A 25176-nucleotide genomic window follows, 5' to 3' on the forward strand; every position below is an offset into this window, starting at 1 on the left:
GACAAGTCCGTAGGACTTTGTCGACAGTCTGAAAAGAGGCCAGTCGGCCTCTTTTTTTTATCCCTATTGTTTAGCACCTGTGTGCGTAGTGATTAATACAATTTCATGTATTGTTCGCGTTCCCACTCAGATACTTGTGTTCTATAGTAATCCCACTCAATTGATTTAGAGTTGATGAATTGATTATAAATGTGTGAACCTAAAGCATCTTTAACAATTTTGTTTTCACGCATTGCTTTTAATGCTGTGTAAAGTGTTGAAGGAAGATCTTCGATACCGATTGCTTCACGTTCGTCACGGTTCATTTCATAGATATTTTGGTTTACAGGTTCAGTAACTTTAAGTTTGTTTTTGATACCGTCTAAACCAGCTTCTAAGATTGCTGCTAAAGCCATGTATGGGTTAGCTGCTGGGTCAACTGAACGAACTTCTACACGTGTAGATAAACCACGTGAAGTTGGAACACGTACTAATGGAGAACGGTTTTTACCACTCCAAGCGATATAACATGGTGCTTCGTAACCTGGAACTAAACGTTTGTATGAGTTTACTAACGGGTTACATACAGCAGTGAATCCACGTGCGTTTTTCAAGATACCTGCGATGAATTGGTAAGCTTCTTCAGTCATTTGGTCACGACCATTTGGATCGAAGAATGCATTTTCTTTACCTTTGAATAAAGAAACGTTGAAGTGCATACCGCTTCCGTTTACACCAAATAATGGTTTTGGCATAAATGTCGCATGTAAGTTATGTTTACGTGCAATTGTTTTAACAACAAGTTTGAAAGTTTGGATGTTATCACATGCAGTGATGGCATCTGCGTATTTGAAGTCGATTTCATGTTGGCCAGGCGCAACTTCGTGGTGGCTGGCTTCAATGTCAAAGCCCATGTCTTCTAATTCTAATACGATATCACGACGGCAGTTTTCACCTAAGTCAGTAGGAGCTAAGTCGAAGTAACCGCCATGGTCATTTAATTCTAATGTTGGTTCGCCATATTCATCTAATTTGAATAAGAAAAATTCTGGTTCAGGCCCTAAGTTGAAATCAGTGAAGCCTAATTCTTCCATTTCGTTTAAGACACGTTTCAAGTTAGTACGTGGGTCACCAGCGAATGGTTTACCATCTGTACCGTATACGTCACAGATTAAACGTGCAACTTTACCTTGACTTGCTGTCCAAGGGAAGATAACCCAAGTGTCTAAGTCAGGGTGTAAATACATATCTGATTCTTCAATACGAACGAAACCTTCGATTGAAGATCCGTCGAACATCATTTCATTATCTAATACTTTTTCTAATTGACTTACAGGTACTTCAACATTTTTGATTGTTCCTAAAATGTCAGTGAATTGCAAGCGTAAATATCTTACGTTTTCCTCAGTAGCAAATCTGCGGATGTCATCTTTTGTAAATGTACGTTTTGCCATGTTTTAAATCCTCCAGTGAATTATTTGATAAAACGAGATAGGTCGCCTCGATTTATCGGGATAGCTTCCTGTTGCGGTTTCTGTGTTGCTTCAACGATAACGTGTTTTCTGATGGCTTTTTCATCAGTAGACAAATGTTGATCATCTTGATAAATGATTTGTTTGATTGCTTTTAGGTTAAACCCTTTTTCTAATAGGTGTTTGATTTCTAACAGGCGATCTAAATCATTCATCGAAAATAATCTTTTGTTACCGGGTGTTCTCTCTGGTTTAACGAGTCCATGTGCTTCGTAATACCGTACCTGTCTTGGTGTTAGCTCAGTCAATTGATTTACGACACTCATAGAGAAGACGGCCATGTTTCTGCGAAGTGCATCATTTGACATTTCTCCATCACCTCTATTTTTGAACTTGTTATTAACTTATCACAAATAAACCGAAATTACAAAAATATGTAAGGTTTCCTGACATCAGTATAAAAAGCCTTATATATCAAGGGTTCAACATATTTTTCTGATAATTCTAACAAATTAAAACACGAACCATTCAAAAATATTTCACATTTTCGTTCCGATTTACTGTGTTTTTACTTAAATAAGAGAGAATCTACTATGACTTTCTCTATGTAAAATTATACCTAAGTTGCGTTAGACATAAACATTTGACTAAATGAAATGTGAAATTAGACGTACTCAAGTACTGATATTTCAGTTGTTTATATGATGTCTTATGCGATTATAAATGTTAAAATAGTTTTATCTTATTTATATTAAATGATAGACGTTTTAACTTACCATTAAATCAATGTAAGAGTTTAAAATGAATCGCAAGAATGGAGTTGAGACAATGATAGCCTTTTACGTACCAGGATTACTAGGTGATATATTGCTAGGCATATTTATCTTATTCACAATCTTGAATTTGATTGTTGCCTTTAATATCATCTTCTTGAAAAATAGGTCGACAAGTGCCACATGGGCTTGGTTGTTTATTTTATTTATCGCACCAGTGTTAGGTTTCTTCTTATACATTTTATTTGGAAGAGGCGTATCAAAGAAAAAGTTATACAAAGATTACAGAAAAGATATAGAACAATTTGATGATATTATCAATGAACAACGTTACCAAGTTCAACAAGATCAGATACAAAGTGATAATGAAATAGTTCAAAAACATCATGACTTAGTAAATATGCTGTTAACGAGACAACCTGCTTTCTTAACAGAAGGTAATGATATCGATGTGTTTGTCGATGGCCATAAATTATACGATCAAATGATTGAAGATATTAAAAAAGCGGAGTCTTTTATCCACTTAGAGTATTATGTATTTGAATTAGATGGTTTAGGCCATCGCATTATTGATGCTTTAGAAGAGCGTTTAGAAGCGGGTGTAGAGGTCTTATTATTATATGATGATATTGGCTCGAAAAAGTTAACCTTGCGCCAATTCAAGCGTTTTAGAAAGCTTGGTGGGCAAGTTGAAGCTTTCTTCGCAAGCAAACTGCCGTTAATCAACTTCAGAATTAATAACCGTAACGATAGAAAGATTGTGGTGATTGACGGTAAAATCGGTTATATCGGTGGTTTCAACGTTGGAGATGAATACTTAGGCTTAAGTAAGAAATTCGGTTATTGGAGAGATACACATGTCAGAATTAAAGGTTCTGCAGTGGATGCGTTAGAATTACGCTTTATGTTGGATTGGAATTCTCAATCTAAACGTCAAACGTTGCCATATAAACCTAAATACTTCCCAGTGAAAGAAGATGTAGGGGAAGCTTCTGTTCAGATTTGTTCAAGCGGACCTGATGATAACTGGCATGAAATTGAATTCGGCTATACAAAAATGATTAACTCAGCTAAAAAATCGATTTATATGCAGAGTCCTTACTTCATTCCAGATAATTCTTATATCAACGCGTTGAAGATGGCCGCAAATTCAGGAGTAGACATTCACTTGATGATTCCTGATATGCCTGACCATCCGTTTGTATACTGGGCAACATATTATCATGCGGCAGAGCTATTAGACTCAGGTGTCAAAATCTATACGTATAATAATGGGTTTATCCATTCTAAAACGATGGTAATTGATGATGAAGTCGCTAGTGTCGGTTCAGCCAACATGGACTTCAGAAGCTTTGAATTAAACTTTGAAGTCAACGCTTTTATGTATAACAAAGAAATCGCTACAGAGTTACGTAAAGCGTTTGAACATGATATCACACTTTCAACAGAATTAACGAAAGCACGTTATGCGAATCGTTCATTCTGGATTAAAATGAAAGAGGGCTTCTCAAAACTGATTACACCAATTTTATAAGATAAGAAAAACTCGGAAGTGAGCTGTCTCATTTCCGAGTTTATTTATACTGTGTTATTTTCTTTTATTGTGTTTATCTCGATTCTGCTGGATGATAAATAAAATAAAACCGACGAGCATTCCCATTAAGATGCCAATAATTGCTGTGACTAGTAATGGAAACTCATATACATATTGCAAAATCAAGCCGACGATAATTGCGACTGCAACAGCAACAATCATTACAATGTTTTCTTTAATGGCTTGCATAGCGCGCCTCCTCATCAAATTCCTTGTTTCTATCATACCAAATTTTTGTGCATCAGAGAATTGACGCACCTATGAAAAAATAGATATGATGAGTCGGTGATAACTTTAATCTAAGCAGGTGAAAATTTTTGAAACGTAAGTCTATGTCGTCAATCATTGTAATTGCAGTGATTGCTGTAATTGTTTTAGGTTTCCAATATTTTAATCATTCAGGTCCCTTTAAACAAAGCGGTGGAGAACAAGCGTCGACATCGATGGGGGATAAAGAAGCGGTTACTGTCAAACGTGTTATTGATGGTGACACCTTTATCGCAACAGATAAAGATAATCGTGAAATTAAAGTCAGAATGATTGGTATGGATACACCAGAAACAGTTAAACCTAATACACCTGTACAACCGTACGGGAAAGAGGCTTCAAACTATACCAAGAAGCATTTAAATAACCAAAAGGTTTATTTAGAATTTGATAAAGAGCCGAAAGATCAATATGGCCGCTATTTAGCTTATGTTTGGTTAGATGAGAACCATATGTTTAACGAAGAATTAGTTAAACAAGGACTTGCACGTGAAAAGTACTTTGCGCCGAATGGCAAGTACCGAGATGTGCTTAAAGATGCTGAACGAGAAGCGAAACAAAAACATTTAAATATTTGGAGTTAAAAAATAACGGACAAGCTGAATGTGCTTGTCCGTTATTTTAATTAAGGTTGATTGATGTAGCCCAGAATCTTTTCGCAATCTTGTTCAGTGATTTCATGTTTTGACTGCATAAATATATTGCGAATCGCATCTTTTAAGTCATGCTTAGAAGTTGCGGTCTCAACATATTTTTGACGTTCAGTCGGACCATCAATGATATTTACAGAACCGTCACTAAAGTATACTAAACCGACACTTGAAATTTTTTGATTGAAGTTCTTTTCGTAAGCATCTTTTAGTTCTTTAGAGTTCACAGAAGCTGTAAGGTACGGGTCATAGTCATAGAAATCAAAAGTGACACTGTTGCTTTTGACTTTTTCAGTGAACGTATAAATATCTTCTCTTGTTGACTGGAATTGACTTTGATATTGATCTGCGATGTAATGCCCGATAATTTGATCAATATCTTCTACATTTGTATCAATAGGTTTTTCAGGTTCAGCACTGAAATGATAAAATGTTTTTTCTTTCCAGTTCTTCACGTCGATATTTAACAACCCTTTATCTGTGATGACTACATAATCAAAAGTACGCAAGAAATCGAAGAGTGGATGTTTAACAGCAACATTGCCTGTTGAAACAATATGATAAAACTTAACTTCTCCATTTTCTTTTAAGCTTTGCATAACTTTCTCGATAGATTGTTTAGCTTTGCGTACACCATAATGATGTTGTTGTGTACCATCATTAATGATTTGATTTTTCAATGATGCGACTTCTGTACGTAAGGTGTTGACCTTGCTTACAAGTTGATTTTTTGAATAAATCTCTGTATCTAGTCGGTGCTGCATTAAGCTGCGTGATACAACAAGCGCAATGGCCAAAATCACGATGACAGCAACTAGAAGTAATATTAAATACATACCTATCATTCCTTACTCAATAAAAAGTAGTTAAATTTAAACATACCCTAATAATCTAACTCTTAGTGGTAAAAATCAATAATAAAGTCTTAACAAAATATTAATGTAACATTTATGACATATTATGATAATACTAAAAAAGTTCCAGACGAATATGTAGGAAATGTGTCTGGAACTTTAATCGTTAAATTCAATTTTAAGTGTTTGGTTTCAACTCAGCTTGGGAATCAATGAAATATCTTAAAAACTATTACGCTTTTGTATCTTGTAAGATAGATTTTTGTAAAGCGTCAAATTCCTCAAGCAGTTTCAATGCTTTTTTCGTTTGTGCGCTTGTAATAGTAATGAAAACTTTTCGTTCATCATCGATGCAGCGTTGCTTGCCGATGATTTTCATTTCCGTTAATGTGCTGAACGATTTATGAATTTCCATTAAACTGAAATTTATACCGTGTTTCACTTCAAGAAGAGGAATAAGTTTCTTTTGACGATCTAAAATGTGTTTTAAAAATAATAAATCGTTGAAACGTAAGTTATATTCCTGCTTCAAAGCTTTAATTAATTCTTTTCGATGCAATTCATAGTAAAAAATCGATTCTGTAGACTGTGTTTTTTCAGAATACATGATTTCACCTCGTGTTGTATTTATAATATCTTGCGTCTACATTATTATAATAAAAAAGTTATACTTTGAAAAGAGATATTCTTTAGTTTTAACTTAAATTATTGTATCTATTTTTAAAAATTCAATTAACGAATGAAAATAAAGTTTATAAATCCAATAGGGTTACTTGGTATAACAAAAGGAGTTTAAAAATTGTTCTCTATTATAAAGAATAAAACAGATTTATCAGACTTTTATAATAATATTCCTCCTAATGCAGTTATCGCATTAGATAATCATCCTATCTCTTATTATGTGTTAGACTGTTTAGCTGAACAGGAGAGACATGTTTCTGTTGTCACATTTTCCACAGATATTATGCAGTATGTGTGTCAAAATACTTTTTCAAATATTATTTTTGCGCCAGGTAAAGTGGATTCAAGCTTACATATTATTACTGGTGATACAATGGTGGAATCATTTAAAACTCTTCAAATAGATGTCTATTTCTGCGCAGCGAGTTACATAGATGAACAAGGTAGTTTATATCAAGTGCATTCAGAAATAGGGGCATTGCAAAAAACGTTGATCCAACAAGCGCGACACAGTTTTGTCGTTAATTATCCTGATTTTATAGAATCAAATCAGCGTTATATTCATATCGGATATGTAAATTAAATGATAGACAAGTAGTGAAACACACGCTAAAATGAATATGAATAGAGAGAAAATATAACCATTATTGTAAGCGCTTACTAGTAGGAGGTGTCAGAATGCAAAAGTCTAATAATGAAGATTTAAATTTCTTGGTTGATAGATTAATAGAGAATACCAATGATGAAATCAAATTTTTCGGAGAGACTGCAAAACTTTTATTCTTGAAAAATGAATTTATTATTAACGATACAGTAGATATTTGCGTAAAACGTAAGAACCTTACTAAAGTTTTAAAGAATATCCCGGATAATTATCGTATTCGATACATAGATTCAGAAGGGAATGTCAGTGAAAAATTAAGAGATACGAAATTCTCTCAACTAACACATTTAGAAGTAGAAATACATGGGCAAAGAATTATGACTATTTATATTTATGATGTACATAACAAAGAGTGGATGTTTAGATTCAACCACAACATTCGATTGCCTGAAAAACATATTTATTTCCATTCTTTACCTTGGGGCGTTGATTATATTAAACCAGAAATCGTTCTGATGTATGAGTTGCTGCAACCTTCAGTACATCGCAGTAGTTTTAACAACAAAGCTGTGATTGATGCATTGAGTTATTATCAATTCGTTATGTTACGCGTGGTCGTAGGTGAAGAACGTCTACATGATGCATTATACGCATCGTAAAAAGAACAAGAGCGTTGCTTAGTCGCAACACTCTTGTATTTTTATATCTTTAAATTTTAACTAAATATTGTTTAAATTCAGATTATTTTAATTGTAAATTTTCTTTCGCATGGGCACAACTTCCATCATATACTGCACGTACGGCATCGTCAGCATCCTTAACGCTGATACCGAACATCATTGAAATTTCAGACGCACCTTGGTTGATCATTTTCAGGTTAATATTCGCTTTTGCGAGTGCAGATGTAATCATATTGGCAGTACCGACCATTTGGTTCATACCTAAACCAACAACCATCATCACAGCTAAGTCGTTATCAATACCTAATTCATCAACATCACATTGTTTACGAATTTCATTTAACACTTTTGTTTCTTTGCCGCGAATTTGATGTGTTCGCATGATAATACTGACGTTATCAATACCAGAAGGCATATGGTCAAATGAGATATTGTAGTCTTCAAGTACTGATAAGATTTTACGTGTGAAACCAACTTGTCTGTTCATTAAGTATTTACGTACGTTAATGACTGTAAAGCCTTTGTCACAGCTAATACCTGTAATCAAGTGGTCTGGTTTAATTTCACGGTCGTATCTGATGAAAGTACCTGGATCTTCAGGACGATTTGTATTTTTAATTACGACTGGAATACGTTCTTTTTGTACAGGTTGAAGGGCTTCGTCGTGGAAAACACTAAAGCCTGCATATGAAAGTTCACGCATTTCGCTATATGTTACTTCTTCCATAATTTCAGCGTTTTTGATTAAGTTCGGATTTGCACGATAGATACCTGAAACATCTGTAAAGTTTTCATACAACGTTGCGCGTACACCGCGTGCCAAGATTGCACCAGTGATATCAGAACCGCCGCGAGGGAAAGTGACAACATTACCTTGTTTCGAGTAACCGAAGAAACCTGGAACGATAATTTTTCCTTCAATTTTTCTTAGATTGTAAATTTTATCATAAGATTCTTCTAATATTTGAGCAAATTGAGGCGTGTTGGTTACGGTAATACCTGCGTCTAAAGGAGACACATATGTAGTTGGAACACCTTGAGCGTTATTATATTGTGCGATTAAGCGAGCGTTAAAGTCTTCACCACAAGAAAGTAATGCATCTTTTAAACGAGGCGGATTGCTTTGGTTGGCTTTGATACGCTGTTCAAGAATATCATCGAATTCTGTTAAAATATTTTCGTCCATGTTTAAATCACGGATGATATCTGCATAACGTTCGATAATTTCTTCCTTTTTATTTTGATAATCTAATTTTGCTACACTTTTTTCATAAAGCCTAAGCAACAAATCTGTTGTCTTAATATCTTCAGAATGTCTTTTACCAGGAGCAGACACAACGATTATTTTTCTTTCGTCATCGCTATTGATGATGTTTAACACTTTCTGAATTTGGCTTGCTGAAGCGACGGAACTACCGCCAAATTTAGCTACTTTCATATTTAATCAACCTTTCTATCAATCTTAATAATATACTGCTTTGTTTTTTGGGTGAAAAATGCTAAAATTTCAACATATTCCAAATTTTTTGAACTTTACAATTTTGATGAATGAATTTATACTAAACCATAATCAAGTATTTTTCAATAGTACAGGTGTTTTTTTAGAACGAACAAACGGAGGAATGTAATTATGAAGAAGTTAAACATCGCTTTGCTCGGTCTGGGAACAGTGGGCTCAGGAGTAGTTAAAATTATTGAAGAGAATCATCAACAGATTAAAGATACGATTCACAAAGATCTTCACATCAAACATATTCTTGTTAGAGATAAAAAGAAAAAACGTCCCTTAAATATCAGTAAATACCATCTGACTGAAGATGTGGATGAAATCTTAAATGATGATGAAGTCGACATTGTGATTGAAGTGATGGGCGGTATCGAACCTACTGTTGAGTGGTTGAAAAAATCATTAAAACAGGGCAAACATGTGATTACTGCTAACAAAGATTTATTAGCGGTTCATTTACGCACATTAGAAGATTTAGCAGAAGAAAATGGCGTTGCTTTAAAATTCGAAGCCAGTGTGGCAGGCGGTATTCCAATCGTCAACGCAATCAACAATGGTTTAAATGCGAACAACATCAGTAAATTCATGGGTATTTTAAACGGTACATCCAACTTCATTTTATCTAAGATGACAAAAGAGGGCGCAAGCTTTAAAGAAGCTTTGGATGAGGCACAACGTTTAGGTTTTGCTGAAGCAGATCCAACCGATGATGTTGAAGGTATCGATGCGGCACGTAAAGTAGTCATCGTTACATACTTATCATTCAACCGAGTTATCAGTTTAGACGAAGTTAAAGTAACAGGTATTTCTGAAGTAACAGTAGAGGATATCAAAGCCGCAACAGCGCTTGGTTATAAAATTAAATTAATCGGTAAAGGTACATTTGATAATGGTGTTATTGAAACATCTGTTGCACCAACCTTAATCGATGAAAGACATCAATTAGCATCAGTTGAAGATGAATATAATGCGATTTATGTTATCGGCGACTCTGTTGGAGAAACGATGTTCTATGGTAAAGGTGCAGGTAGCTTAGCTACAGGTAGTGCAGTAGTCAGCGACTTACTTAACGTTTCACTGCAATTCGAATCTAACTTGCATACTTTACCGCCGCATTTCGAATTGAAAACAGGTCATGCAAAAGAAATGATCGACGCAGATGAACCGACAAAATTAAAAGAAAAAGGTAGTTACTATGTTGTTTTACAAACAAATGGTGCACCGGTTAAACGAGTGGAAGAAGAGGTTAAAGCACAATTACCGCTTCACAAATCACTCAATGTCATTGAACGAGATGACAACACAGCAGCTGTCATTGTAAAAAGTATCAATGTTCCAGCTGATGAGATTTTAGCACAAGGCAAATATCCAGTGGAAAAAGTTTATCCAGTAGAAGGGGTTTAATTAAAATGAAAAGATGGCAAGGTTTAGTACAAGAATACAAAGCATATCTCCCAGTTAACGACAACACACCGAATGTAACTTTAAATGAAGGCCAAACGCCGTTGATTCATTGTGATACATTATCAGACATGTTAGGTATTAACTTGTTTGTAAAATTTGAAGGTGCCAATCCGACAGGTTCATTTAAAGACCGTGGTATGGTCATGGCAGTCACTAAAGCAAAAGAAGAAGGTAAAAAAGTAGTGATTTGTGCATCAACAGGTAATACTTCGGCTTCTGCAGCTGCATATGCGGCACGTTCAGGCTTGAAAGCAATCGTAGTTATTCCTGAAGGTAAAATCGCTTTAGGTAAATTATCACAAGCTGTCATGTACGGAGCAGAAATTGTATCGATTGAAGGCAACTTTGATGAAGCGTTAGAAATTGTTAAAGAAGTTGCGAAAGAAGAAGGCGAAATTGAACTTGTTAACTCAATTAACCCATACCGTATCGAAGGTCAAAAAACAGGTGCATTTGAAGTAGTCGATCAATTAGGCGGCAAAGCACCAGATGTATTAGCTATCCCAGTCGGTAACGCAGGTAACATCACTGCGTATTGGAAAGGCTTCAAAGAGTTTAATGATAAACATCAAACAGGATTACCGAAATTATTTGGATTCCAAGCGGAAGGTGCATCACCAATCGTACAGAACAAAGTCATTAAAAATCCTGAAACAGTCGCAACTGCGATTCGTATCGGTAACCCAGCAAGTTGGGATAAGGCAGTGAAAGCTTTGGATGAATCAAACGGCTTGATTGATAGTGTGACAGATGAAGAAATCTTAGAAGCTTATCAATTACTTGCTTCTAAAGAAGGTGTGTTTGCAGAACCTGCAAGTAACGCTTCAATTGCTGGATTAATAAAATTGCATAGGGCTGGTAAATTACCAAAAGATATTACAGTCACTGCAGTGTTAACTGGTAATGGCTTGAAAGACCCTGATACTGCCATCTCATTATTAGACAACCCGATTAAATCTTTACCAAATGATAAAGCAAGTATTATTAAATATATCAAAGGAGCTATACATTAATGGGAGAAAGTTTAAAACTTAAAGTTCCCGCTTCTACTGCCAATCTTGGCGTAGGCTTTGATTCAATCGGACTCGCATTAAATAAGTTCCTATATGTTGAAGCAGAAGTGAGTGCAGATGATCGATGGCACTTCCATCATAAAGGTGACAACTTGCATGGCTTACCGACAGATGAACACCATCTGATTTATCAAGTTATACAGTTTCTTGAACAGAAATATGATATGTCAGTGCCGCCATTAGATGTCACTATGCGGAGTGAAATTCCTTTAGCCAGAGGACTTGGGTCCTCGGCTTCTGCTTTAGTTGCAGGTATTTATTTAGCAGATTTCTTCGGTCACTTACAATTATCAGAATTTGAAATGGTCGAAGCCGCAACAGAAATAGAAGGACATCCAGATAATGTTGCCCCTGTGATTTATGGTGGGATGATTGCTGGATTTTATAATCATGAAACAAAAGAAACATACATTTCTTCAATAGAACCTCCATATGTGAACCTCGTGATCACTATTCCAAGCTACGAGTTGAAGACACATGACTCTAGACAAGTTTTGCCGAAAAGCTTTGAACATGAACAAGCGGTTCAATACAGTGCCATCAGTAACACGATGTTAAGTGCATTGATGCAGCATGATTATCAATTAGCAGGTATGTTGATGGAAATGGATGGGTTCCATGAACCGTATCGTCAAGATTTAATCCCAGAATTTCAACGCGTTAAAGCGTTAGGTCGTGAATATCATGCTTATGCGACAGTTATCAGTGGGGCTGGTCCGACGATTTTAACATTAATTGATCCTTCTAAAAGCGGTAAATTAGTCAGAAGATTGAACAAAGAGTTGCCAGATTGTGAATCTGAATTAATTTCAGTCAATAAAAGCGGAATTATCGTTGAAAAAGTTTATGATTAATGAAGAAATGCGATATAATTTGATGGAATACGCTTGAAAGGAGCACTGCACATCAAATGAGCAGCTATAAAATGATAGTAATGGATATGGATGATACTTTGTTGAATTCAGAGAATCAAGTCAGTCCAGATACTGCAAAATATTTAATTGAATTACAAGATAAAGGATATCATGTTGTCTTAGCTTCAGGACGTCCAACAGAAGGTATGTTGCCAATCGCAAAAGACTTGCATCTTCATGAGCATGATAGTTATGTCATCAGTTTTAACGGCAGTCGTACAACACGTGTTAGAGATGGAGAGCTTGAAGCCGAACAAAGTATTTCTAAAAAAGACTTTGACCGTATTGTAGATTATTGTCGCGATAATAATATCTTTGTGTTGACGTATCAAGACGGTCATATTATCTATGAAGGTGAACATGAGTATATGAATATTGAGTCTGAGTTAACAGGGTTACCTATGCATCGCACAGATGATTTGAAAGCATTCATTCAAAATCCTGTTGCAAAAGTATTGGGCGTAGACTACGAATCACATATTCAAGAACTCTCTCAAGCATTTGGCGGTGTGTTTAACGACCAAATCGATGTGACGACAAGTAAACCCTTCTTCTTAGAATTTGTGCCGCATGGTGTGTCTAAAGGTAATGCATTACATGCGTTATGCGAAAAAGTCGGCATCGATATCAGTGAGACTATCGCATTTGGTGATAGTATGAATGATTATTCTATGATGGAAGAAGCAGGGTATGCTGTCGCAATGGGCAATGCACGTGATGCGTTAAAAGAAATCGCTGATTTTGTGACGTTAGATCATAACTCAGACGGTATTGTCTATGCCTTAAAGAAAATTTTATAGATTTAAATACAAAAGGAGACTTTCTGTTCAAGAGAGTCTCCTTTTGTATGCGATACATCTTATTTAGCTGTATGTGTCCATTCATGCATGCCATGGTTTCGTTTTACAAGAGCATAAATATTATCAGCAGAGTAGTCTAAGTTTGTATAGACTGTGATAATAAATGATGATTGTCCAGTTTCAAACGGTTCACTTAGGTAAACATCTTTTAAGTGTTCAAATAGAGGTACCATTTGATCATGTTCTAGACTTGGATATTCTCTTAAAGTTCTTTTGATAAGTCTGCCATTTTTTTCTTCAAGAGACTGAACGACAATCACAAAACGTTCATCTTCCTTCAAAACATCGTCAAATAAATTTGTTTGTCCTACCATGTTGTAACACCTCGATTTCTCGTCTTATTACTCCTATTATACTACATATCCATAAACGTTAAAATCTTAAAAGTTATAAGAAGAAACAAAAAAACAGATTGGCCAAAGCCAATCTGTCAGTGTGAATAATTATTTCACTTTATTAAATTCTTCGAAACTTCTTACATCCATTTCTTTCAATTTAACAGGTTTTGTTTTCTTAATGATTTTATGGACAATGAAAATAATAAAGAGCACTACAATCGGTACGAAGTCTTTAATTAATCCGCCGACATTCAAGTGAATCATATTTTCAAATGAACCACCGAATAATAAGAACACGAGTATAGCTAAAACAAGAATCGGTCCTAGCGGATATAACGGTGTTTTATAAGGTAAACGTTCATTAATATCTATACCTTGTGCTTTTAATCCTTTACGCAATCTGATTTGCGAGAAGATTGCGGCTGCCCATACGAAGATAACAAGTTGCCCTATAATACCAAGTAATGTGAAAATCGCATTCGCATGGAAGTTCGCTAAAATAATGACCGCCACAACAATTACGAAGTTCGTTAAGATGGCTGGAATCGGTAACTTTGTTTTACCATGCAAATAACTTAAGAATTTCGGCGCTTGTCGATCTGTACTAAGTGAGAACAACATACGACTTGTTGAATAGATACCTGAGTTAGCAGCTGATAATAGTGATGTTAAAATAACCGCATTGATGACAGAAGCTGCAAAGGCGATACCGACTCTATCGAACACAATCGTAAATGGACTTTGTGTTACAGATTCACTTTTATTAAGTAATAACGGTTCATTGTAAGGTAAAATCGCTGAAATGACTGCGATTGAGAGAACATAGAATAATAAAATTCTCCAGAATACTGATTTAATGGCACTTGGCATTGATTTTTTAGGATCATCTGATTCACCAGCTGTGACCGCTACAATTTCCGTACCACCGACAGAGAATCCAGCGATAAGCAGAACGCTTAAGAAACCAGAGATACCGCCAACAAATGGTGCTTCACCGACAGTGAAGTTTTTAAAACCATACGTATGACCGCCAAGAATACCAAAGATAGTTAAAACACCTATAACGATGAAAACGATAATCGTCACAACTTTAATAGCTGCTAACCAGAATTCCGCTTCACCGAAGGCTCTTACCGTAAAGATATTCAATAATAGTAAGAACGTGATAAATATTAAACTCCATGTAAGTGGAGAGAAGAACTTAAATGTGTCCCAATAGTACAAGACATTTGATGCAATAATAACATCAACGCTTGTCACAAGTGACCACATTGCCCAGTATAACCAACCGACTGTAAAACCAAGTGAGGGGTCAACGAATCGTGTTGAATAAGAACTGAAAGAACCTGATACAGGATAAAAGGTTGCAAGTTCTCCGACTGATGACATTAAGAAATATAACATGACACCAATAATCAGATACGCTGCAATCGCACCGCCAGGACCAGCTTGAGAAATGACGCCGCCCATTGCGATAAAGAGACCTGTACCGATTGCACCCCCGATAGCAATCATTGATATATGGCGAGAACTGAGTCCTCTATTCATTTTGTTTTCATCCATATGCGTTACCTCTAATCTTTAAATTAAAATATATGTACTCTATTCTAATTGTTTTTATACGACTAATCAATGACCTTTGATGCATTAAATCAAATATTTTAAAAAATTCAGAAAAATGACAGAATTTTGTTCATTGTGTCCGTTAAATTGACATAAATTCTTAGTTGATATAGTAAGAGCGTATTAGACAAAATAGAAGGAGAGGTGTATATTTAGACCCAACAATAAAAAAAGTGAACGTTACCGATTTGAATAGGTAAGTTCACTATCGTAGTTTCAATACATTATTTAGTTTCGCGGTGTAATGTATATTTGTTCAATCTTGGGCAGTATTTTTTCATTTCGATACGTTCAGGATTGTTACGTTTGTTTTTAGTAGTAATATAATTACGATCGCCGCATTCTGTGCAAGCTAATGTTACGTTTACGCGCAATGTAGACACCCTTTCTATTAAGTTATTAGCAATACTTACGCACTTAAATTTACCACAATCATGCATATCGTGCAAGATGGATAAAATAAGCAGCATAAGCTCAATGTATTCTATTGTATAGAAAAATTTACGATTAGTAAATAACTTTGCCTAAAAAATGAGCAAAAAGTATTGATAAAGATGGAAATTGTGTTATGATATAAATCGTAATAATTACGATTATGAACATTTACTATTAAGAAAGGTAGGAACTTTAATGGCAAAAAAATCAAAAGTTGTTAAAGAACAAAAACGAGAAGAACTCGTTGCTAAATATTACGCAAAACGTCAAGAGTTAAAAGCTAAAGGTGACTATGAAGCATTAAGAAAATTACCTAGAGATTCATCACCAACACGTTTAACTCGTAGATGTAAAGTAACTGGAAGACCTCGTGGCGTAATGAGAAAATTCGAAATGTCACGTATTGCATTCAGAGAACATGCACATAAAGGTCAAATTCCTGGCGTAAGAAAAGCAAGCTGGTAATTTCTAGTTTTTAGCAATCAATTTATCATGAAACACATTTCTTGAATGAAATGTGTTCTTTTTTTGTGTATTTTTAGAGAGAATACACGCTTTTTTATGGTAAAAGTCGTAATGAGGTAGTATGATGTATATTGGACTTTTTGAGTTAGAGAAAATAAAGGGTAAGGTGTTAGATAGATATGAAAATTTTTGATTATGAAGATATCCAAATGATTCCTAATAAATGTATAGTGAAAAGCCGCTCAGAATGTGATACATCAATCCAATTCGGACCGCGTCGTTTTAAGATGCCGGTTGTTCCTGCAAATATGCAGACGGTTATGAATGAAAAACTTGCAGAGTGGTTCGCAGAAAATGATTACTTCTATATTATGCATCGTTTTGATGAAGCAGCGCGTATTCCATTCATCAAAAAAATGCAAGATAAAGGATTATTCGCATCTATTTCTGTAGGTGTTAAAGATAATGAATATGATTTCGTTAAAGAAATTGCAGAACAAGGTTTAAAACCTGAATATGTCACAATTGATATTGCTCATGGTCACTCAGAACAAGTCATTAACATGATTCGCCACTTGAAAGAATATTTACCAGATTCATTTGTGATCGCAGGTAACGTAGGTACGCCTGAAGGTGTAAGAGAATTAGAAAACGCTGGTGCAGATGCGATAAAAGTCGGTATCGGACCAGGCCGTGTATGTATTACAAAAATCAAAACAGGATTCGGTACAGGCGGTTGGCAATTAGCTGCAGTAAACCACTGCAGTAAAGCAGCGCGTAAACCAATCATTGCTGATGGCGGTATCAGAACTCACGGTGACATCGCGAAATCAATTCGTTTCGGTGCTTCAATGGTTATGATTGGCTCATTATTTGCGGCACATGAAGAATCACCAGGTGAAACAGTAGAACTTGATGGTAAATTATACAAAGAATACTTCGGCAGTGCTTCTGAATTCCAAAAAGGTGAGCGCAAAAACGTTGAAGGTAAGAAAATGTTTGTAGAACACAAAGGTTCATTAGCAGACACATTGAATGAAATGCAACAGGACTTACAAAGCTCTATTTCTTATGCAGGCGGTAAAGACTTGCTTGAATTAAGAAAAGTAGATTATGTCATCGTAAGAAACTCTATCTTCAATGGTGATAGAGACTAAGCTTTACCTTCTGGAGGTGTAGACGATCAGACGCACATTTTCATTTGTAGTCATCCTGTTACTTGCTGCTTTAATCATTCCTTTTAAAGAGACACCATGGATGATTGACATTCAAAATCAAGCAAAAGCCAAAATACAAGCAATCACTGCACAAGAAAGTGCCAATGAAACAGCACTTAAAGTGCCGGATAAGCAAGATTTTGCTTTAAATAACATTCAAATGAATATGACAAAAGAAGAAGTCGAACAGGCTTTAGGTAAACCTGAGCGTGTCAGCGCAAATGAATATGGTTTAAAATGGTACACATACCATAAAGATTACCATTCATTCGTAATGGTCAGTTATATGAATAATAAAGTGAATGGTATCTATAGCAATCAAAATGTTATCTCTTCTAAATCTAAAATCAAGTATGGTTCGCCGAAATCAGCTGTAAGAGATAGACTAGGCCAACCGATTGATGAAATGACGAAAGGTAATTATAGATACCAAATTACGAGCGATGAATATGATGTTTTTGATAAAGATGGTATTTATACGACCGTCTTTTATGACAAGCATGAAAATAATCAAGTAACAGGTGTCATGCAGATTAGTAAGGAAATGGAACATCGTTTAACTAAACCTTACGGTGCGCCATCGTCTTCACTTGCTCAGAGTTTTGAGATGCAAAACTTTGATATAGTCAATGCAGAGCGTGTTCAAAAAGGCTTATCTGTATTGAAATATAGTGATGCAATCTCTAATACTGCACGAAAACACAGTAAAGATATGGCTGACAACCATTACTTTGATCATACTAATCCAAAAGGAGAATCTCCATTTGATCGTATGAAAAAGGATGGCATTGATTATAATAGCGCGGGTGAAAACTTAGCGTACGGCCATCAAAATAGTATTTTCGCACATGAAGGTCTGATGAATTCAGAAGGACATCGAAAAAATATTTTACAACCAAGCTTTAAAAACTTAGGTGTCGGTGTTGATTTCAATGATGAACGACAGCCTTTCTGGACTGAAAATTACACAAGTTAATCAGCTTTAAAATAAAGGCAAAATTTCTGTATTCAGCAGAGATTTTGCCTTTTGTTTTATAAAGAAAAGATTAATTTATTCAGAAATTATTGATTAATGAATGATTTCTTGATTATAATAAGCACAAGCAGAAAAAAGGATAATATTTTATAATACATATTAAATGACTTGAAATCATAAAGGAAGGAGGATGACCATGAATATTTCAGATATCGCATCAATGGCAAACGTATCAAAAAGCACAGTATCAAGATACTTAAATGGTGGATCTGTCAGCCAGAAAACTAAGGATAAAATAGATAAAATTGTACAGGAAACAGGCTATTCACCTAATCAATTTGCACAATCCTTAAAAGCCAAACGTACATTCATGATTGGTGCGATTATTCCTAGACTTGATTCCTATGCGGCAAATCAGATTCTTGAAGGTGCAGATACTTACTTACGTGAAATTAAGTACCAAACCCTGATTGTTAATACGAGTCAAAGTATTGAACAAGAAATAGAAGCATTATATACACTAAATAAAAATAAAGTAGATGGTATTTTATTAATCGCCACACAAATCACAAAGCAACACATTGAAGCGATACAAGAAATAAAGGCTCCTGTTATATTAGTCGGGCAGTCAGATGAACATGTACCTTCTGTAATACAAAATGATTTTGAAGCGGGGCGCACTATTGGAGAATTATTTGGACAACAAAACTTTAAACGTATCGCATATTTAGGTGTCGATGAATATGATAAAGCAGTAGGTGTTGAAAGAAAAAAAGGTATATTGTCAGGTTTAAAACGATATAATCAAACGCCTGATGTTTATTACACAACTTTTGATTTACAACAAGCTGTAGTCGCTGCAAAACCGTTAGTGTCTCAATACGATGCATTAATTTGCGGGACAGATAATATTGCGTTAGGAACTTTGAAAGCTGCCCATCATCAACATATTCAAGTTCCAAATCAACTATCAATAGCGGGATTCGGAGGCTATGATACAACCTCTATTGTCACACCATCTCTTGCGACAATCAGCTTTCCCTATAAACAAACAGGTGAGAAAGCTGCCCAAAATTTAATTCGTATTATCAATGGTGAAGCGATTAAACAAATAGAAGTGATGGATTTTGAGTTTATTAAAAATAACAGTATTGACTTATCTGAAAGCAATGAGTAAAATGTTTGTGAAAGCGTTTTACTTTTATAGCATTTTGGAACCGGTTCCAAATAGAAAGGAGTGATAGGATGGAATGGACACGCGAAGCAAGGTATCGAGGGTTATCTTCAATTACAAATGAAGAATTTGAAAGTATGACAGACAAAGTGCATCAATCGCCTTGGCGACAACACTTTCATGTTCAACCTGTTTCGGGATTGTTAAATGATCCGAACGGCTTCATTTACTTTAAAGGTCAATACCATTTATTTTATCAATGGTATCCGTTAGGTCCTGTTCATGGTTTGAAATATTGGTATCATGTTGTTTCTGATGATTTGATTCATTTTGAAAATAAAGGACCAGTCGTCTATCCTGATACCACATATGATTCGCACGGTGCTTATAGTGGCTCTAGTATACAAATTGAAGACCAGTTGTATTTATTCTATACAGGTAATCATAGGACAAAAGATTGGGAACGTTTACCTTATCAAATGGTAGCGACATTAAATGACGCGTTTCAAGTGAAGGACAAACAGCCACTCATTGAAGGTACACCGCAAGGTTATACCGACCATTTTAGAGATCCGAAAGTTTGGCAGGAAAATGGAGATTATTATTTCGTGATTGGTGCACAAACTACAGCACAAACAGGGCGTGCTTTAATCTATCAAGGTGATACATCATTCAAGTTTCATTTACTCGGAGAAATTCAAACAGGTTTATCAGATTTCGGATATATGTGGGAATGCCCAGATTTATTTAAATTAGGAAATAAAGATGTGTTAATTTTTTGTCCACAAGGGTTAGAAGCAGATGGGATGAACTATCGCAATATCTATCAATCCGGTTATATCATAGGAGATTTTGATTTAAAGACTTTAGAAATGAAACATGATGGATTTGTTGAATTAGATCACGGCTTTGATTTTTATGCGCCGCAAACAACTATTTCTAAAGAAGGCGAACGTGTCTTAATCGGATGGATGGGTTTACCAGACATTAACTATCCAACAGATGTTTATAACTGGGCACATTGTCTGACTTTGCCGAGGGTATTGAAAGTTAAAGAGAATACATTAATACAAACGGTACATCCAGATGTAGAAAAGTTGAGAGTTCGCAGTAATGAAACAACAATGGATATCACTAATGACAACACTGTATTAGATTTGATTCAACCAGACCGTTCAGAAATCAACATTTCAATCGTTGAAAATGAAGCGGATGTATTAAGCATAGTTTTTTCTAATCAAGTCGAAGAAGCGGTTAAAATAACGTATGATAAAAATACAGGAGTTTTTGAACTAGATCGCAGCCAGAGTGGTGAATTACCAAACAATCAAGATAATCAAAAGAGAAGTGTAAAGTTATTTGATGCTTTAAAATCATTGAGAATTTTTATAGATACATCAAGTATAGAAATCTTCATTAATGAAGGTACACATGTGATGACGTCTAGACTGTTTCCTGTTGAACCATATCAATATTGTCAACTATCGTCAGAGTCAGGAACGGTCAAAATGGAAACGAAACAATATGAATTGAAAAGAGGGTAATCATGAATAAATTATATGCAGTTGGAGAAGCATTAATCGATTTTATCCCTAGTGAACGTGATGCGAAATTAAAAGAAGTGACACAGTTTTCACCACAAGTCGGCGGTGCACCTACAAACGTCGCAAGTTGTGTCGCAAAATTAGGCGGCGATGCGGCAGTAGTTACACAAGTCGGTGATGATGCATTCGGCGAGAAAATAGAAGATAAACTCAAGGATGTTGGTGTCGATACGCAGTATTTGAAACAAACATCCACAGCGAATACAGCACTTGCATTTGTCAGCTTAACCGCAGCGGGTGAACGAGACTTTGCGTTTTATCGTAAACCTTCAGCAGATATGTTGTTGGAAGCGGATCAGTTAACAGATTTATCCTTTGATGAGACAGATATTCTGCATTTTTGTTCGGTTGATTTAGTAGATTGTCCAATGAAAGCAACACACCGCATGTTGATCGATCAAATGTTAGAAGCAAAAGGGACTATTGTTTTTGATCCGAACTTGCGTTTCCCGCTTTGGGATGATTTAGATGCATTACACCATACTGTATTAGAATTTATACCTAAAGCACATATTGTCAAAATTTCAGATGAAGAATTAGAGTTTATTACGCGTATTAAAGATAAACAAGCAGCAATCGATTCGCTTTTTAAAGGCAATGTAGAAGCTGTTATTTATACAGAAGGCAAAGCAGGTGCTGCGCTTTATACAAAAGAAGGCTTAATTGCACAAGAAACTGGTTTTAATGTAGAAGTTTTAGATACGACTGGTGCGGGTGATGCCTTTATCGGTGCCATCAACTATCAGTTATTAACACATGGTAAGCACAAGCTTTTTGAAGAAAGTCATCAATTTTTAAAATTTGCGAATGCGGTCGGCGCATTAACAACTACTGCATATGGTGCGATAGAAAGTCTGCCGACAAAAACACAAACGACAACGTTTATGAGAGGTGAAAAGTAATGAGTGATAAGAAAATAGCAGAAGCGGTCATTCAAGCAGTGGGTGGAGAGGAAAATATTGAATCTCTTGCCCATTGTGCGACGCGTTTAAGAATCATGGTCAAAGATAATGAAAAAGTAGATCAAGCAGAAGTAGAAGAAATTGAAAAAGTAAAAGGTGCCTTTTATAACTCGGGACAATTTCAAATTATTTTTGGAACCGGTACCGTCAACAAGATTTATAATGAAATTACACAATTAGGTGTAGAGGGCAGTTCGAAATCAGAGGTTAAAGAAGCGGGTGCCAAACAAGGCAATGCATTTCAACGAGCGATTCGTGTGTTCGGTGATGTTTTCGTACCGATTATTCCAGTCTTAGTTGCGACAGGTCTGTTTATGGGACTACGCGGTGTCGTAATGAACGACCAAATTTTAAGCTGGATGGGCATGACAGCTAAAGATATCCCACAAAACTTTATTTTGTTCACACAAGTGCTGACGGATACTGCCTTTGCGTTTCTGCCTGCATTAGTTGCTTGGAGTGCCTTTAAAGTCTTTGGTGGCAGTCCTGTTTTAGGTATCGTATTAGGATTGATGCTCGTAAACCCAGCATTGCCTAATGCGTATGAAGTAGGTGATGGTTCAGCAGAAGCTATTAAATTCTTTGGATTTATACCGATTGTCGGTTACCAAGGTTCAGTATTGCCTGCATTCTTCGTTGGTTTAATTGGTGCTAAGTTTGAAAAAGCATTGAGAAAACGTATTCCAGATGCGATTGATTTAATTGTGACACCATTCTTAGTCTTACTTGTGATGATTACTTTAGGATTATTTGTGATTGGTCCTGTATTCCATTCAATTGAAACAATTATATTGTCAGGAACAGAATGGGTACTTGCTTTACCATTCGGTATCGCTGGACTTTTAATTGGGTTCTTCCAACAAATTATCGTGGTTACAGGTGTACATCACATCTTTAACTTCATGGAAATTCAGTTGTTAGAAAAATTCCATTATAATGAATTCAATCCGATTATTTCAGCAGCTATGACAGCTCAAGCCGCAGCAGCTGTTGCGGTAGGACTTAAAACGAAAAAAGCGAAATTAAAAGCGTTAGCTTTACCTTCAGCATTTTCAGCACTACTTGGTATTACAGAACCTGCGATTTTCGGTGTAAACTTACGTTACTTTAAACCTTTTGTTTGTGGTTTGATTGGTGGAGCAGTAGGTGGATTCTTCGCAGCACTTTTCCACTTAAAAGCATCAGGTATGGCGATTACTGTATTGCCAGGTATCTTATTATTCTTAAAAGATATTGGCCAATTGCCACTTTATTTATTAGTATTAGTAATTTCATTTGCGACAGCTTTTGTATTAACTTGGTTCTTTGGATATAGTGATAAATTAGCTGAGGAGATCAAGGAAGCTAAATAATGGATAAACTGTTAATCACAAATTGTGGTTAACAGTTTTTTTAATAGAAAATGTTCGCAATTTTTGTGAAGCATCATGGCAAAAGAAATGTTTAAAAGTTATAATCATTTCGAGTATTGAAGAAGATCAAAGGAGTGCAAAGATGCGAAAATTAGTCATTATTATCCATCCAGATATGGAAAACTCAGTAGTTAATCGTATGTGGAAAAATGCTTTGATAAGCGAACAAGTTGATGTTGTCGATTTATATGAATTGTACCCTGACAGAAACATTGATGTTGCACGCGAACAAGAAAGATTAATGAGTTACGATACAATAGTATTCCAATTTCCATTGTATTGGTATAGTAGTCCGCCATTATTGAAACAATATCAAGATGAAGTATTTTTATTTAATTTTGCATATGGTCCAGAAGGAACGAAACTTCGTGATAAAAAATTTGCGATTGCGACGACAGTTGGCAGTTTAGAAGAAGATTATTCAGAAGAAGGTTCGAATCGATTCACGTTAGACACATTACTTTCACCATTCGTTGCGACTTTTAATTATATCGGTGCCCAATATAAAGGACACTTTGAACAATATGGTACAGTGAATCATGCGACGAAAAACGAATTGATTGAAGGCAGCAAGCACTATATAGAATTTGTGAAAGCCTTATAAATAAAAAAGCTGAGATCAAAAAACGATCTCAGCTTTCGTTTAATTAGAATAAATACTCTCCAAACTCTAAAGGTTCAATGTATTTGCCGTCTTTATCAAACACACGCATGTTACCGCCAGAGATTTCGTCAATAAGTAAAACTTCGCCAGTTTTTTCATCGCGACCAAATTCTAATTTAATGTCGTAAAGTTCTAAACCTTTTTGTGCAAGCTCTTCTTTAATGATGTCTGAAATTTTTACTGTTAATTTAGCAATTTCGTCGTATTCACCTGGTTTTAAGATGTTTAACGCTTCAAGACCTGCTTTGTTGATGAGTGGATCTTGTCTTTCATCATCTTTTAAAGTCATTTCTACATATGCGTTAAGTGGTGCGCCTTCTTCGATATAGTCACCGTATCTGCGGATAAATGAACCCACTGCGCGGTATCTGCAAATAACTTCTAATCCATGACCGAATACTGATACTTTTTTAACACGCATTTGACGATCTTCAATATTTGCGTCGATATAATGTGTTGGAATACCAGCAGCGTTGATTTTTTCGAAGAAATAACTTGTCATTTTAAGACCAGCTTTACCTGAACCCTCAACAGTTAAGCCAACTTGGTTTTCACCTGGATCAAATTTGCCATCTTTTCCTGTCATATCATCTTTGAAGAAAAGAACAATTTCACCATATTTGTCTTGATAGACATCTTTTGTTTTACCTTTGTAAATTAAATCCATTTCATCTCACTCCTCAAGTATTACTCATGTTTAGTATAAGTGAATTTCTCTTTTATATAAATACAAAAGTATGAAAATATGATGGCATTGCTGCATTTTAAGCTAAAAAGGCAAGGTGCATGCAAGACTAAAGCTGCTTTAAGCTGCAATTTATTTATGCAAAGTATAAAAAATAACAGAACGGAGATAAACACAACAAAATAATTAAAAACACCCCATAATGTCTATGAATTTTGGACATTATGGGGTGTTAGTAGTTTACTAATC

At 35.4% G+C, this 25176-nt stretch carries 26 protein-coding genes; 16 read left to right on the plus strand and 10 right to left on the minus strand.

Annotation, left to right across the window (positions count from 1 at the left end; genetic code table 11):
• Positions 1–92 precede the first annotated feature (92 nt).
• On the minus strand, positions 93–1433 hold the full coding sequence (gene glnA, locus HMPREF3031_RS05290) for a type I glutamate--ammonia ligase (RefSeq protein ID WP_002480826.1): 1341 nt from the start codon (positions 1431–1433) through the stop codon (positions 93–95).
• Positions 1434–1453: 20 nt separating this feature from the next.
• A complete protein-coding gene (locus HMPREF3031_RS05295) occupies positions 1454–1819 on the minus strand; it encodes a MerR family transcriptional regulator (protein WP_002480827.1) in 366 nt (121 codons plus the stop codon).
• A 460-nt stretch (positions 1820–2279) separates the two neighbouring features.
• Between HMPREF3031_RS05295 and cls the strand changes: the two genes are divergently transcribed.
• Positions 2280–3758 carry a cardiolipin synthase gene (gene cls, locus HMPREF3031_RS05300; protein ID WP_070724676.1) on the plus strand — a complete coding sequence of 493 codons (1479 nt, stop codon included), beginning with the start codon at positions 2280–2282 and terminating at the stop codon, positions 3756–3758.
• Positions 3759–3812: 54 nt separating this feature from the next.
• On the opposite strand, the gene HMPREF3031_RS05305 is transcribed toward cls, so the two are convergent.
• Positions 3813–4007: a hypothetical protein gene (locus HMPREF3031_RS05305; RefSeq protein WP_002480829.1), complete on the minus strand. Its 195-nt coding sequence runs from the start codon at positions 4005–4007 to the stop codon at positions 3813–3815.
• Between the two features lie 128 nt (positions 4008–4135).
• Between HMPREF3031_RS05305 and HMPREF3031_RS05310 the strand changes: the two genes are divergently transcribed.
• Complete coding sequence (locus HMPREF3031_RS05310; protein WP_002480830.1) at positions 4136–4669, plus strand: thermonuclease NucI; 534 nt, start codon at positions 4136–4138, stop codon at positions 4667–4669.
• A gap of 41 nt (positions 4670–4710) precedes the next feature.
• On the opposite strand, the gene HMPREF3031_RS05315 is transcribed toward HMPREF3031_RS05310, so the two are convergent.
• Both HMPREF3031_RS05315 and HMPREF3031_RS05320 read right to left on the minus strand, forming a co-directional pair.
• Positions 4711–5571 carry a hypothetical protein gene (locus HMPREF3031_RS05315; protein ID WP_002480831.1) on the minus strand — a complete coding sequence of 287 codons (861 nt, stop codon included), beginning with the start codon at positions 5569–5571 and terminating at the stop codon, positions 4711–4713.
• 250 nt (positions 5572–5821) lie between these two features.
• Positions 5822–6196, minus strand: coding sequence for a transcriptional regulator, SarA/Rot family (locus HMPREF3031_RS05320; protein WP_070724678.1), 375 nt, complete (start codon positions 6194–6196; stop codon positions 5822–5824).
• A 192-nt stretch (positions 6197–6388) separates the two neighbouring features.
• On the opposite strand from HMPREF3031_RS05320, the gene HMPREF3031_RS05325 reads away from it, so the two are divergent.
• On the plus strand, positions 6389–6853 hold the full coding sequence (locus HMPREF3031_RS05325) for a sugar phosphate isomerase family (protein WP_002480833.1): 465 nt from the start codon (positions 6389–6391) through the stop codon (positions 6851–6853).
• A 95-nt stretch (positions 6854–6948) separates the two neighbouring features.
• Positions 6949–7533 carry a hypothetical protein gene (locus tag HMPREF3031_RS05330; protein WP_002480834.1) on the plus strand — a complete coding sequence of 195 codons (585 nt, stop codon included), beginning with the start codon at positions 6949–6951 and terminating at the stop codon, positions 7531–7533.
• 82 nt (positions 7534–7615) lie between these two features.
• On the opposite strand, the gene HMPREF3031_RS05335 is transcribed toward HMPREF3031_RS05330, so the two are convergent.
• Positions 7616–8992 (minus strand): aspartate kinase, encoded by a 1377-nt coding sequence (locus HMPREF3031_RS05335; RefSeq protein WP_002480835.1) that lies wholly within the window; start codon positions 8990–8992, stop codon positions 7616–7618.
• A gap of 192 nt (positions 8993–9184) precedes the next feature.
• Here HMPREF3031_RS05335 and HMPREF3031_RS05340 point away from each other — a divergent pair, with 192 nt between their 5' ends.
• The 4 genes from HMPREF3031_RS05340 to HMPREF3031_RS05355 are packed head-to-tail and all read left to right on the plus strand — an operon-like array spanning position 9185 to position 13312.
• On the plus strand, positions 9185–10465 hold the full coding sequence (locus HMPREF3031_RS05340) for a homoserine dehydrogenase (protein ID WP_002480836.1): 1281 nt from the start codon (positions 9185–9187) through the stop codon (positions 10463–10465).
• A gap of 5 nt (positions 10466–10470) precedes the next feature.
• Positions 10471–11538: a threonine synthase gene (gene thrC / locus HMPREF3031_RS05345; protein ID WP_057509855.1), complete on the plus strand. Its 1068-nt coding sequence runs from the start codon at positions 10471–10473 to the stop codon at positions 11536–11538.
• A complete protein-coding gene (thrB, locus tag HMPREF3031_RS05350; protein WP_070724680.1) occupies positions 11538–12452 on the plus strand; it encodes a homoserine kinase in 915 nt (304 codons plus the stop codon). Before thrC ends, thrB begins: the two co-directional genes overlap by 1 nt.
• Positions 12453–12508: 56 nt before the next feature.
• A complete protein-coding gene (locus HMPREF3031_RS05355; protein ID WP_002480839.1) occupies positions 12509–13312 on the plus strand; it encodes a Cof-type HAD-IIB family hydrolase in 804 nt (267 codons plus the stop codon).
• 59 nt (positions 13313–13371) lie between these two features.
• Here HMPREF3031_RS05355 and HMPREF3031_RS05360 read toward each other — a convergent pair whose 3' ends face one another.
• The 3 genes from HMPREF3031_RS05360 to rpmG form a co-directional block, all read right to left on the minus strand.
• Positions 13372–13686, minus strand: coding sequence for a hypothetical protein (locus HMPREF3031_RS05360; RefSeq protein WP_002480840.1), 315 nt, complete (start codon positions 13684–13686; stop codon positions 13372–13374).
• Between the two features lie 129 nt (positions 13687–13815).
• The gene (locus HMPREF3031_RS05365) at positions 13816–15273 is read right to left on the minus strand and encodes an amino acid permease (protein WP_002480841.1); all 1458 of its coding nucleotides are present in this window, start codon (positions 15271–15273) and stop codon (positions 13816–13818) included.
• Positions 15274–15557: 284 nt separating this feature from the next.
• Entirely contained in the window at positions 15558–15707 is a 150-nt protein-coding gene (gene rpmG / locus HMPREF3031_RS12975; protein WP_001265708.1) for a 50S ribosomal protein L33, read from the minus strand.
• A gap of 256 nt (positions 15708–15963) precedes the next feature.
• Here rpmG and rpsN point away from each other — a divergent pair, with 256 nt between their 5' ends.
• The 8 genes from rpsN to HMPREF3031_RS05405 all read left to right on the plus strand — a co-directional run bounded on the left by rpsN (position 15964) and on the right by HMPREF3031_RS05405 (position 24182).
• A complete protein-coding gene (rpsN, locus tag HMPREF3031_RS05370; RefSeq protein WP_002480842.1) occupies positions 15964–16233 on the plus strand; it encodes a 30S ribosomal protein S14 in 270 nt (89 codons plus the stop codon).
• A 179-nt stretch (positions 16234–16412) separates the two neighbouring features.
• Positions 16413–17390, plus strand: coding sequence for a GMP reductase (gene guaC, locus HMPREF3031_RS05375; RefSeq protein WP_070724682.1), 978 nt, complete (start codon positions 16413–16415; stop codon positions 17388–17390).
• A gap of 100 nt (positions 17391–17490) precedes the next feature.
• Positions 17491–18426, plus strand: a complete 936-nt coding sequence (locus tag HMPREF3031_RS05380) for a CAP domain-containing protein (RefSeq protein ID WP_002480844.1) — start codon at positions 17491–17493, stop codon at positions 18424–18426.
• 196 nt (positions 18427–18622) lie between these two features.
• The gene (locus tag HMPREF3031_RS05385; RefSeq protein ID WP_061054739.1) at positions 18623–19603 is read left to right on the plus strand and encodes a LacI family DNA-binding transcriptional regulator; all 981 of its coding nucleotides are present in this window, start codon (positions 18623–18625) and stop codon (positions 19601–19603) included.
• A gap of 68 nt (positions 19604–19671) precedes the next feature.
• Positions 19672–21144: a sucrose-6-phosphate hydrolase gene (locus HMPREF3031_RS05390; RefSeq protein WP_002480846.1), complete on the plus strand. Its 1473-nt coding sequence runs from the start codon at positions 19672–19674 to the stop codon at positions 21142–21144.
• Between the two features lie 2 nt (positions 21145–21146).
• Positions 21147–22106, plus strand: coding sequence for a carbohydrate kinase family protein (locus tag HMPREF3031_RS05395; RefSeq protein ID WP_002480847.1), 960 nt, complete (start codon positions 21147–21149; stop codon positions 22104–22106).
• Positions 22106–23518: a sucrose-specific PTS transporter subunit IIBC gene (locus HMPREF3031_RS05400; RefSeq protein ID WP_002480848.1), complete on the plus strand. Its 1413-nt coding sequence runs from the start codon at positions 22106–22108 to the stop codon at positions 23516–23518. Before HMPREF3031_RS05395 ends, HMPREF3031_RS05400 begins: the two co-directional genes overlap by 1 nt.
• Positions 23519–23660: 142 nt before the next feature.
• Positions 23661–24182 carry an NAD(P)H-dependent oxidoreductase gene (locus tag HMPREF3031_RS05405; protein ID WP_002480849.1) on the plus strand — a complete coding sequence of 174 codons (522 nt, stop codon included), beginning with the start codon at positions 23661–23663 and terminating at the stop codon, positions 24180–24182.
• A 43-nt stretch (positions 24183–24225) separates the two neighbouring features.
• Here the strand turns inward: HMPREF3031_RS05405 and HMPREF3031_RS05410 are convergent, their stop codons facing one another.
• Positions 24226–24909, minus strand: coding sequence for a phosphoribosylaminoimidazolesuccinocarboxamide synthase (locus tag HMPREF3031_RS05410; protein ID WP_070724684.1), 684 nt, complete (start codon positions 24907–24909; stop codon positions 24226–24228).
• Positions 24910–25176 lie beyond the last annotated feature (267 nt).

The organism is Staphylococcus sp. HMSC072B07, assembly GCF_001815505.1.
In the GTDB taxonomy this organism is placed as follows: Bacteria; Bacillota; Bacilli; order Staphylococcales; family Staphylococcaceae; genus Staphylococcus; species Staphylococcus simulans.